Source organism: Kiloniella majae, from assembly GCF_002118315.1.
In the GTDB taxonomy this organism is placed as follows: Bacteria; Pseudomonadota; Alphaproteobacteria; order Kiloniellales; family Kiloniellaceae; genus Kiloniella; species Kiloniella majae.
Genome location: NZ_MTSZ01000001.1, coordinates 865,287 through 876,780, shown reverse-complemented (window position 1 = coordinate 876,780; position 11,494 = coordinate 865,287). Strand labels below are relative to the sequence as shown.

The following is an 11,494-nucleotide window of genomic DNA, read 5'->3' as shown; positions in this document are numbered from 1 at the left end:
TTATCTTTGTCTGTAGAAGTATTTTAACTAAGTAATTCTTTTGTTATGAATTGCTTATAAATTCTAGATACGTGATTTTTTGTTTGGAAATATCGTTCTTTTAATTCTGGGAATCCTGTCTCATTACAAGCTTTTGCTAAGCGGATTAAAACTTCGGATGAGGTTTGGTCTTCGTTAAGAGCTTCGCCGATCGTTAAGCGAAAGAGATTTTGTAATTGATGGAACAGGTCAAAAGCATCACATAGATCAGATGTATCAGCCGATGAAATAAGTCCGGCATTTCCCAGATTTTTGAAGGCTTGTTTTGTATTTGAATGCAGGATTGATGGATCAGAGTGCCCATGTCTGAGTTGCAAATACTGGCTTAAAAATTCCAGATCTATTAGCCCACCATCAATCAGTTTGATATCCCATTTACTTTGCGCTGGTTTTTCCCGGGCAATGCGTTGTCTCATGTCAGCGATATCAGCAACAAGCCTCTGTGGATCCCGTTCTATGCAGAGCACTGATTTAATAACACTGTTGATCTGGTTACAAAATTCCTGATTGTCCCCGATGGCTCTGGCGCGCGTTAAAGCCATGTGTTCCCAAGTCCAGGCTTCATTGCGTTGATATTTTTCAAAAGCCTGAAGGGATAAAGCCAAGGGACCTGATCCCCCGGAAGGGCGCAAGCGCATATCAATTTCGTAGAGACGTCCTTCGGGTGTCATGACGTTCAAGGCATTGGTGAAACGCTGGGTTAATCGGGCAAAATATTGTGTTGGATCTAGTGGTCGGGGGCCATCCGAATGAACGTCAGTTTCCTTTATATCGTAAAGGCTGATCAGATCGAGATCCGATGTGACGGTCATTTCCTGTGACCCAAGCTTTCCCATCGCCAGAATAGCAAAATTACTTTCAGAAATTTCACCGTGCCTTTTTTTCAACTCGTCTTGAACATGAGGAAGCAAAGAGGTGATACTGCTCTCTGCAACATTGGAAAGGTCTTTGCTGGAACGTTCAATCGAACAGGTAGTTCTCAGAATTTGCAGACCGATACGGAATTTCTGGTCGTTCGCCCATCGTCTGGTATCATCCAGTACATCCTGAAAGTCTCTGGCCTCTTCAAGAATGTGCTCTAGTTGGTCCTGTAAAGTATCCAGTTCCGGCAAAGCGGTGAAAAAATCATCACTTAAAACCGCTTCCAATAATCCGGGGGATTGGCTCAGACGGTCAGCCAAGGCTGGGGCAGACCCCATGATCTCTGCCAACAGATCCAGCAGATTAGGGTTGGTTTGCAACATAGAAAATAGCTGCACACCTGTTGGGAGGCCGGAGAGGAAATCGTCAAATTTATTTAAGGCAGTGTCTGGCGTGGTGGATTTGCTGAATGCTTCGAGCAAGACGGGGACGATCTCGCTGATTAGTCGGCGAGAACGATCAGACCGCACAGCGCGATACTTTCCCTGTTTCCATTTTGTTATGATTTGGAAAACACGGGTGCCATCCTGAAAGCCTATTTTTTCCAGCTCTTCAACAAGTTCGGGTGCTGCTTCATGCCCTGTGAAAACAAGGTTCTTTGTGGTGCTCGGTTGCGTATGTTCTTCTTCAAAAAGAGCCGCGTAGTGATTTTCAACGGCATGTAGATGGCTTGATAACTCTTCGCTGAACTCATCAACATGATCGTAACCAAGGAAAGCTGCAATATCCGCAAGGCCTTCGTCGGTATCTGGTAAAAACTGCGTCTGCTGGTCATCTACCATTTGCAATCTGTTTTCGACGCGACGCAAAAACCAGTACGCTTCAGTCATATCGTGAAGGGCCTTTGGAGATATCAGGTGCGCTTTGTGGAGCTGTTCCAGTGCAAAGATCGTAGAATTGCTACGCAAATCCTGATTACGTCCCCCCCAAATGAGCTGCTGGGTTTGCGCGAAAAACTCTATTTCACGAATGCCCCCTCGACCGAGCTTGATGTTGTGACCTTTGATGGCAATTTTGCTACCGCCTTTGTGAGCATAGATCTGACGCTTTATGCCGTGAATATCGTTGATAGCTGCAAAGTCAAGATGCTTGCGCCAGACAAAAGGTTTGATTTCGTTGATAAAACGCTGACCCAATTCGTCATCCCCGGCAATGGGGTTGGCTTTGATCATGGCGCAGCGTTCCCAATTCAGGCCTGTGGTCTCATAATAGGTCATTGCTGCATTGAAGGAGAGAGCAAGAGGGGTGGCGCTGGGGTCTGGTCTAAGACGAAGGTCGGTTCGAAAGACATAACCGTCTCTTGTTCTGTCATCCAGACAACGGACAAGATCCCGTGTCAGTCTGACCATGCCTTCCTGTACGCCACGATCATGCAGGTAGGTGATTTTTTCAGGATCATAGAGAATGATAAGATCGATATCTGAAGAGTAGTTCAATTCCCAGGCACCGAGTTTCCCCATGGCCATGACAACATAGCCACAATCTTCTTCTGGAATTTCAGGGTTTTTTAATTCAATTTGCCCACGTTTTTGCAATTCAAGTAACAGATGAGAGATCGCTGTTGATATAGCCGTTGAGGCAAAGCCCGTGAGTTCTTCGACAACACGGCGATCTGTCCATTGACCTGTGATGTCAGCAAATCCAATGGCAAGTGAGGCTCTTTTTTTTGCCCGGCGGAGTTCACGCATAACTCCTTGACGATCCGTCGAAATTGCGACGTCCTGTAAAAGGTGATGATGGATTGTTGTCAGACTTTTTTCAGGTCCCTGCTTTAAAAGTTGGCAGAGGAATTCCATATCCCCCAAAAGGCAATCGGAAAGATAAGGGCTGTTTGAGAAGACGGCTGCAAGCAGCGATTTCACTTTCGGAATCTCTTGGAAATGGATAAGATCCTGCTTTAAATCAGAATTTTCGATACGCTCGATACGTTCGTTCCAATTAGAGAAGCCGAGTTCGGCCCTGTTGGAGCTGGATATTTTGGGTAATGTTTCTTCGGAATAGGAAAATGAGAGTATCATGAGCGCCGCTAGCTTGTTTCGAGTACAGTGCAAAGGCTGTAGAAAATGGTCAAAAGTAACCGTTCGTAAATATATGCCCTATTCTAATCGCCTGACAACTATTGTGCTTGTGCGGAGCTCTTTCGACGTATGATTCGTAAAACATCTGTGGTTATTCTGGAAGTTATTGCAGCACTGCTAGTGCTGTCTGCCGTGTTGGCTGGTATTGCCATCTGGCGTCTTTCTTCTGGTCCCGTTCAACTTGATTTTCTGACGCCCTATGTGGAAGAGGCTTTTGCCGATCCTGACCGAGAAATACAGCTGGATGTGGATACGACGGTTCTTGTTTGGCTACCCAAAGAACGTGCCATTGCCATCCAGGTTGCAAATGTACGTCTTCTTGATGGTACAGATCGCGTTATCGCAGCTATTCCCTTGATGGGGGTGGATCTTGATGCAGGTGCATTGGTACGCGGAAGCGTTGTTCCAACCGGTGTCGATATTATTGGCCCGGAATTAAAGCTTGTTCGGGCGGAAGATGGCCATTTTGAAATAGATGATGCCTTGGAAAGCGGTGACGATGAAAATGGTCAAAGCTTCGGCGAGGCTCTGCCGGAAATTCTTGACAATCTTATGGCCGAGCGCGAAGCCGGACACCCGCTTGCCTATTTTAACCAACTGCAAATTGTTGGCGCAAAAATGCAGATTGATGATCGCAAGCTGGGGATGGTTTTTGATGTTCCCTATGCCGATATCAGTATTCGTCGTGATAAACTCGGTTTGCAGGGGGATATTGATTTAACCGTTGATATCGCAGATGAAGAGGCAATCCTAAACGGTGCCTTTGTCTATGATAGCGAATTACAGGTCGTTGACTTGGCCTTTCAACTTACCGGGATAAATCCACCGACACTGGCACAGTTGGACCCCGCTTTGTCAGTATTGGAAACTTTTGAAATCCCACTCGCGGCCTCTGTTGCGACCTCTGTGAATGTTCTGGGCGAATTTGGGCGAAGTCGATTTGAAGTCTCTGGCGGTAGTGGGACAATAGAAATCCCGGATCTAAAAGTGCCTAAGCTTCCTGTTCAGGGTCTTTTCCTGAAAGGAAGCTATAGCCGGAGCAATCAGAAGCTGACGGTGGATAATGCCGCCATTAATTTTGGTCCGGAAGGCGAAAAGGGGCCGCAACTTTCTGTTGCGGGTTCTGTTTCCGGGTTGGATGGGGATATGCAGGTTCTCGCCGGCGTAAAAGCTGTTGAAGTTCCCGTTGATGACCTGGCCCTCTATTGGCCGGAACCCATGGCAACGGATGCGCGGGAATGGGTTACAGATAATATTAAAACGGGCATTGCCGAAGAAGCAGTGGTCAAAGCGGTTTTGGATATTCCCGCTGGTGATTTTGAACAGGCCAAGCTGGTGTCTTTGGACGGTAGCATGAAATACCGCGGTCTTGATGTTCACTATCTTCGCCCCTTGCCACCTGTGAAAGATGTTGCCGGTACAGCAAAAGTACGTGCTGATGGACTTTCTTTGTTTACAGAAGGTGGCAAGCTGGAAGACATGTCTGTGCTGCCTTCAACCATTGAAATAACCGGGCTGGATATCGAAGAAGAGCATATTGCCATTCAAACCGCGGTTGAAGGACCTGTAAACACGGCATTGTCCATTCTGAATAGCGAGAACCTGCGCCTCATTGATGAACTCGGTATCAAGCCGGAAGAGACGAGCGGTAAGGCCGCTGTCGCCGTTGATTTTGCGTTTTTGCTGTTAAAAGACCTCAAGTTCAAAGACATGTCTATAGACGCCTCGGCTGAAATCAAAGAGGCACGGATCGGCAAGATATATAACGGGCATGATGCAACAGATGGTGATTTGCAGCTCAATGTTACCAGAGAAGGAATGCACGTTACTGGGCCGCTTTTACTGGCTGATATTCCCTTGACCGTGGATTGGAAAGAGCAATTTGGCAGTGAAGTTACGATCAGAACAAACCTGAAAGCTGATATTCCGCGTATTGAACCAGATGGTCTGTCAAAGCTGGGTATTCCTGTTTCTGATTATCTGGATGGTCCGGTTTCTCTTTCTTTGGCACTGGAAAACAAGGTTGATGATACTGGCGTTGTTCAGATCGCTGCTAATTTACAGGATGCTCTGTTGAAAATTGAAGATTTGAATTACTTCAAACAACCGGGCGATCCCGGGCAGATACAAGCCATTGTTTCGTTGAATAATGGCGAAGCCCAACACATTGACAGTTTTAATCTTGAAGCAAATGATTTTGCTGCCGAGGGGGAACTGTCACTTGTTAATGGTCAAATTTCGAAGGCTGATCTCGATCAATTTCAGCTGGGCAACTCTTTGCTAACGGATGTTCAGGCTGATCTGTCATCGGATAAACCGTCGATTGTTATTGGTGGTGGTGTTTTGGATGCTGAGTGGTTTATCGGTGATGATAGCAAGGAAGAAGATATCAAGGCCGATCCGCTTAAGTCAGAGAGCGATGAGATTGAGATCAAGGACGCCAATGTTGATGAAGAGGAAAAACAGACAGCGCCCATTAGTGTAATTGCAGAAAATCTTGATGCGATATACATGGCCGAAGATCGCTTCTTCCGCAATGCGTCGCTGTGGCTTGATAAGGAACCCGAAGGCTGGAAACGTATGCAGTTTTCGGGGGAAATACCAAAAGATCTCTGGTATGCAGAGGGGGCAAAAGCCAATCCGGAAACTGAAAACGTCAAACGCACTTTCTCTATGACCTATCAACCGCTTGAAGATGGACGCCAAGGGCTGAACGTTACGGCAAATGATTTTGGTGCGATGTTACGGGCACTTGATGTTCAGGATACTGTTCAGGGCGGTTCGCTTCAGGTTGCAGGTATTGCCGAGAATTATCGCAGCGAAAGCCTGTTAAAAGGAAATATTGAGGCGCGTGGTTTGCGAATGGTTAAGGCGCCGACGCTTGCAAAAATGCTGGCCTTTGCGTCTTTGACTGGGCCAGTCACAACGTTGACCACCGAAGGTATTGCTTTTAATGAACTCAAAGGTGATTTCACACTTCAAAACGGTTTACTGCGCAGTGATCTGATTAAACTCTATTCGTCTTCGATTGGTCTGACGGCCAAGGGTGAAGTTGATACGAACAGAAAGCTTGTTGCGCTGAATGGTACGATCGTGCCTGCCTATACTATTAACCGTATTATTGGTGGTATTCCGATCCTGGGAGACATTTTGACCGGGGGTGACGGGCAGGGGATTGTTGCCTTTAACTATAGTTTGAAGGGCGATCTGGAAGAGCCAGAAGTTTCTATCAATCCGCTCTCGGGTCTGGCGCCCGGCTTTTTACGGAATATCTTTGGTAATGCGACACCAACGACAGAAAAGAAGCCAGAGAAGAAAGAAGAACCTCTGGATGAAACGAAGCCAGAAAAATAACCTGCCCATGGGCATGGTGTACAAATTTCTTTATACTCACAATCAAAGGGCTGCTAAACTAGCAGCCCTTTGATATTATTAGTTATTAATTCTGTAAGTAGGAATTGTATTTAAGCTGGCTTTACCAGAATATGCCTTTTCTTGCCTGCAGAGATTTTGATTGATCCTTCGTCATTCAGGTCGGACAGACTGATTGAAAGACTGTCATCTTTGATCTGGATATCATTCAGACGGCCGCCACCACCTTTGATCAGCTTACGTGCTTCGCTATTACTGTTTGCCAAACCAATTTCTTTAAATAGCAAGAAAGCCGGAATACCTTCTTCCAATCGAGATTTTACAATTTCATGGCTTGGCAGATCGGCGCTCATACTGCGCTCTTCAAAGGCTTTACGTGCTGTTTCAGCGGCCGCTTCAGCAGCTTCAAGACCGTGGCACAGGCGCGTTGCTTCTGTCGCAAGTACCTTCTTTGCTTCGTTGATATCTGCACCCTGCATGGCTTCCAGCTTTTGAATTTCCGCTTCGGACAGTTCAGTGAAAAGACGCAGGAAACGGCCCACATCGGCATCTTCTGTATTCCGCCAGTACTGCCAGAAATCATAAACAGACAGACGTTCTTCGTTCAGCCATACTGCACCGCCAACGGTTTTACCCATCTTGACGCCGGAAGATGTCGTCAATAGCGGAGAGGTCAGGCCATAAACTTCGTTCTGGCTGATGCGGCGGGTTAAATCCACACCATTAACAATATTGCCCCATTGATCTGATCCGCCCATTTGTAGCAAACAGTCCCGACGCTTGTTAAGTTCCATGAAATCATAGGCTTGCAAGATCATGTAGTTGAATTCGAGGAACGATAGTGATTGTTCGCGATCCAGTCGCAGTTTGACAGAATCAAAACTCAACATCCGATTAACCGAAAAGTGAACGCCGTAATCGCGCAGGAACTCAAGGTAGTTAATATTGTCGAGCCAATCAGCATTGTTGACCATAACCGCATCAGTCGGGCCGTCACCAAAGGTCAGGTATTTTGAAAAGACCTTTTTGATGCCATCCATATTATGCTGGATTTCTTCTTCGGTAATCAGCTTGCGTGCTTCATCCTTAAAGGACGGATCACCGACTTTACTGGTGCCGCCGCCCATCAGAACGATTGGCTTATGGCCAGTCTTCTGGAGCCAACGTAGCAACATAATCTGAACAAGACTGCCGACATGCAGAGAATCTGCTGTGCAGTCAAAGCCGATATAGGCTGCTACAGGACCTTTTTCGAGTTTTGAATCCAGGGCGTCCATATCCGTACATTGATGGATATAACCGCGTGCGCTCAGTTCACGAAGGAATTCTGAACGGAAATCGGTTTTTTGTGGCGCAGTCATTGTAACTCTCGCTTGTTTCGAAAAAGGTCATATAAATTGTGGCTAGAGACAACGTGCCTCTTGCCGTAGCCGCTGGGATTTACCACAATCATTTCCCTGAAACAATGGCCCCTGAGACAAGGGGAGTATAAACAATGGGCTGACGGTCCATTAGATTTGAAAGACAAGGTGAGGCAAATGGGTGCAGATAAGTGGCTTCTAGGGTTGATGAGTGGAACGTCCATGGATGGTATTGATGCTGCCCTTATTAAGAGCGATGGACACCGCGTGACTGAAACCGGGGCTACGCTAAGCTATAGCTATACCCTAGAACAGCGTTCTTTACTTCAAAATGTCATGGGCGAGGGGAAGAATGTCCGGGACGTCGAAGAGCAGATGACCCGTTGGCACCACGAGGCTGTGACCGTGTTATTGGACAAAGCTAATCTAGCGCCTACTGATGTGGAGCTTATCGGTTTTCACGGACAGACGACCTTTCATGATCCATCCCGACGCATCACAATTCAGATTGGTGATGGTGACCTACTCGCCAGCCTTTGCGGTATCCCCGTAGTGAATGATTTTCGTAAAGCCGATGTGGCTGCCGGGGGTGAAGGAGCTCCCTTTGCCCCGCTTTATCATCAGGCTTTAGCGCAGGATTTGGAAAAACCGCTTGTCGTTCTCAATGTGGGTGGAGTTTCCAATATTACCTACCTTGACCCGGATGGTACTGTGCTGGCCTGTGACACTGGCCCTGGAAACGGTTTGATTGATGATTGGGTCCAAAAGCATTTTGGCCAATCAATGGACGAAGGCGGGGCAATCGCGGCCAAAGGAGAGGTCAATGCAACGGCGTTAGATGCGATGCTCGATAATCGCTTTTTGGATCAGGCCCCACCAAAATCACTGGATCGATATGATTTTACTATGGATGCAGTTCAGAGCCTTAATCCAGAAGATGGAGCTGCGACCCTGACGGCTTTCACGGCAGCGGTGAATGCAAAGGTTGTTAGCTTCCTGCCTAAAATCGCTGAACGCTGGGTTGTAACTGGTGGCGGACGACATAACCCCGTTCTGATGGAAGAATTACGGTCGGCCTTGGGCGTTACAGTTGATCCTGTGGAAAGTGTTGGATGGGACGGTGATGCTCTGGAAGCACAAGCTTTTGCTTTCCTTGCCAAGCGCAGCCAGTTGCAGTTACCGCTGTCATTACCGACAACGACGAAGGTTCCCGAACCTTGTCTCGGTGGTGTGTTACACGCCGCTTAAAGAGAAGGTTTTCTTTAAATAAAGGCCGCTGAAAGAGCAAATCTCTCAGCGGCCTTTTTGTGTCTTCGCGAAGAAGAGTATATCAAGCGCTTATTCTTCTTCAGCCCTTATTCTTCAACCGGGGCAACCAAACGCTGGCTGACATAGTCTTGAATATGACTGTCGATGATTTCCATTTCGTTTTCGAAATAGTGTCCGGCGGTTGGCTCAACGCGGTAGTCTATAGCGATGCCCTTTTGGGCGTTTAGCTTATCAACCAGTTTGGCTGTGGCAGATTCTGGGACGACGTCATCGCGTTCACCCTGAACAATCAGACCGGATGACGGGCAAGGAGCCAGAAAGCTGAAGTCAAACATATTTGCCGGCGGGGCAATAGAGATAAAGCCATCAATTTCCGGGCGACGCATCAAAAGCTGCATGCTGATCCAAGCCCCAAAAGAGAAGCCGGAAACCCAGCACTGGCTTGCATTGGCATTGACAGATTGCAGCCAGTCCAGTGCGGATGCTGCATCTGACAGTTCGCCTTCGCCTTCGTCGAAAGTTCCCTGTGAACGGCCAACGCCACGGAAGTTAAAGCGCAGAACAGAAAATCCCTGTGCCTTGAAAGAATTGAACATCGTGTATACGATTTTGTTGTTCATTGTACCGCCGTGCTGTGGATGCGGGTGAAGCATCAAGGCAATGGGCGCGTTTGGTGTTGGATTGTGAAAATAGCGTCCTTCGAGACGTCCTTCCGGACCGTTCAAAATAATATCAGGCATGCAGTCACAGTTCCCCTTCGTCGAATTTCGAGGCTTTATTTCAGCCGTGCACCTGTTTAGACTGACCAAAACATAAGCCCATAAGCCGAGGTGGTTGGTCTAAACACTATAGTTACACTTGACCCTGACGATCTTGATAATTATATCGCAGACAATGTGCAATGTGTTTTCAATGCATTGTATATAAGCCAGTGCTTGCCCTGAGCCAAATACCTTTTTCAATTAAAGTAAAAAGGTTCACAAGGAAACGAACCCATGTTCGACAGAATTAAGGCCGAAATTGATGCAACTATGTCCCGTGATCCGGCTGCGCGATCACGTATGGAAGTGGTTTTGTGTTATCCCGGTTTTCAGGCCGTCACTCTCCATCGTCTGTCGAACAAGCTCTGGCGCAGTAACTGGCGCTTGCTGGCGCGTAGCCTGTCCCACATCGGGCGGGTTATAACCGGGATCGAAATTCATCCCGGCGCGACAATTGGTAAAGGCTTTTTTATTGATCATGGCATGGGTGTTGTTATTGGTGAGACATCTCTCATTGGCGACAATGTGACGCTTTATCATGGCGTGACTTTGGGTGGTGTTGCCCCTAGTGTCGATTCTGATAGTCAGCGGGGCACAAAAAGACATCCGACACTGGAATGCGGTGTGATCGTTGGATCTGGCGCACAGGTTTTGGGGCCCATTACGGTATCCAAATGCGCACGTATTGGTGCCAATGCTGTGGTGACCAAAGATGTTCCAAAGTGTGCAACGGTGGTTGGTATTCCGGGGAAAGTTGTGAATACGCAGGGTAAGGCTACTAATGCAGGTGCTGAACAGTCCGAACCCACATCACCTGTTGTAGAGAACCAACCTTTTGTTGCCTATGGAACACCTACTGGTGATCTTCCTGATCCTGTGGCAAAAACACTGGAAGGTCTGTTGAATGAAGTCCAGTCTTTGCGTAGTAGGCTTAATGCGCTGGAAGGTCAGGACGATTATCAAAAAAATCTGCTGACAAAGTCGGCTGAGAATGACAAAAATGATGACGTCGGAGATAAAACTCCTTCGTAAAGAGAATGGTAGCATCAATATCAAAGAGATATTATCGGATGCGAAGCAAAACCATTCATAAAGTTAGGAGAGTAAGGCCGTGAAACTGAGCACAAAAGGTCGTTATGCCGTTATGGCAATGGTTGATCTGGCTCTTTATGCCAATGAGCGCCCTGTGTCCCTTGCAGAGATAGCGGACCGACAGGAAATCTCGCTTTCTTATCTCGAACAGTTGTTCGCAAAGCTTCGGCGCGAGAAACTGGTAATGTCCATTCGCGGCCCTGGTGGGGGCTATCGTTTGGCAAAAGAGGCAAAAGATACTGATATTGCCGAGATCTTTAAAGCCGTGGAAGAGCCTATAAAGGCAACGGTTTGTAATCCGATGTCACCTCATGGCTGTCGCAGTGATAAAAGCAGGTGTGTGACACATGATTTGTGGCAAGGGCTTTCCAATCATATCTATCGTTACCTTCATGATGTATCAATTGCTGATGTAATCGAACGTCGTGTTGACCCGGGATCGGACATGTTTATGTCACCTGAGCCAAATGATGGCGTTGCTGCCCAGTAAAATTGTTGTGACCCTGTAACCGGGTCTGTACATCGCGAAATTAACGGGTTTATTCGATGCTGATGGTATAAATCCAAGATAGCTTGAAACCCGGTTTACTTATTAAGAATG

Annotated in this window: 7 protein-coding genes; 4 read left to right on the top strand and 3 right to left on the bottom strand. The window is 47.2% G+C overall.

What is annotated here, in order from left to right; all coding sequences use genetic code 11:
• Positions 1-23: 23 nt before the first annotated feature.
• The gene (locus BKB51_RS04210) at positions 24-2,978 is read right to left on the bottom strand and encodes a bifunctional [glutamine synthetase] adenylyltransferase/[glutamine synthetase]-adenylyl-L-tyrosine phosphorylase (RefSeq protein ID WP_085899825.1); all 2,955 of its coding nucleotides are present in this window, start codon (positions 2,976-2,978) and stop codon (positions 24-26) included.
• Positions 2,979-3,107: 129 nt separating this feature from the next.
• On the opposite strand from BKB51_RS04210, the gene BKB51_RS04205 reads away from it, so the two are divergent.
• Positions 3,108-6,392: a YhdP family protein gene (locus BKB51_RS04205; protein WP_085899824.1), complete on the top strand. Its 3,285-nt coding sequence runs from the start codon at positions 3,108-3,110 to the stop codon at positions 6,390-6,392.
• A gap of 110 nt (positions 6,393-6,502) precedes the next feature.
• On the opposite strand, the gene tyrS is transcribed toward BKB51_RS04205, so the two are convergent.
• Complete coding sequence (gene tyrS / locus BKB51_RS04200; RefSeq protein WP_085899823.1) at positions 6,503-7,771, bottom strand: tyrosine--tRNA ligase; 1,269 nt, start codon at positions 7,769-7,771, stop codon at positions 6,503-6,505.
• Between the two features lie 177 nt (positions 7,772-7,948).
• Here tyrS and BKB51_RS04195 point away from each other — a divergent pair, with 177 nt between their 5' ends.
• Positions 7,949-9,019, top strand: a complete 1,071-nt coding sequence (locus BKB51_RS04195; RefSeq protein ID WP_085899822.1) for an anhydro-N-acetylmuramic acid kinase — start codon at positions 7,949-7,951, stop codon at positions 9,017-9,019.
• Positions 9,020-9,126: 107 nt separating this feature from the next.
• On the opposite strand, the gene BKB51_RS04190 is transcribed toward BKB51_RS04195, so the two are convergent.
• Entirely contained in the window at positions 9,127-9,780 is a 654-nt protein-coding gene (locus BKB51_RS04190) for an alpha/beta hydrolase (RefSeq protein ID WP_046502762.1), read from the bottom strand.
• 255 nt (positions 9,781-10,035) lie between these two features.
• Between BKB51_RS04190 and cysE the strand changes: the two genes are divergently transcribed.
• The gene (gene cysE / locus BKB51_RS04185) at positions 10,036-10,833 is read left to right on the top strand and encodes a serine O-acetyltransferase (RefSeq protein WP_085899821.1); all 798 of its coding nucleotides are present in this window, start codon (positions 10,036-10,038) and stop codon (positions 10,831-10,833) included.
• Between the two features lie 79 nt (positions 10,834-10,912).
• Positions 10,913-11,383, top strand: a complete 471-nt coding sequence (locus tag BKB51_RS04180; protein WP_085899820.1) for an Rrf2 family transcriptional regulator — start codon at positions 10,913-10,915, stop codon at positions 11,381-11,383.
• Positions 11,384-11,494: the final 111 nt, after the last annotated feature.

What these genes read in the sequence shown, in the direction of transcription:
- BKB51_RS04210 (WP_085899825.1), bottom strand. Translation starts at nt 2,978, where the DNA reads ATGATACTCTCATTTTCCTATTCCGAAGAAACATTACCCAAAATATCC.
- BKB51_RS04205 (WP_085899824.1), top strand. Translation starts at nt 3,108, where the DNA reads ATGATTCGTAAAACATCTGTGGTTATTCTGGAAGTTATTGCAGCACTG.
- tyrS (WP_085899823.1), bottom strand. Translation starts at nt 7,771, where the DNA reads ATGACTGCGCCACAAAAAACCGATTTCCGTTCAGAATTCCTTCGTGAA.
- BKB51_RS04195 (WP_085899822.1), top strand. Translation starts at nt 7,949, where the DNA reads ATGGGTGCAGATAAGTGGCTTCTAGGGTTGATGAGTGGAACGTCCATG.
- BKB51_RS04190 (WP_046502762.1), bottom strand. Translation starts at nt 9,780, where the DNA reads ATGCCTGATATTATTTTGAACGGTCCGGAAGGACGTCTCGAAGGACGC.
- cysE (WP_085899821.1), top strand. Translation starts at nt 10,036, where the DNA reads ATGTTCGACAGAATTAAGGCCGAAATTGATGCAACTATGTCCCGTGAT.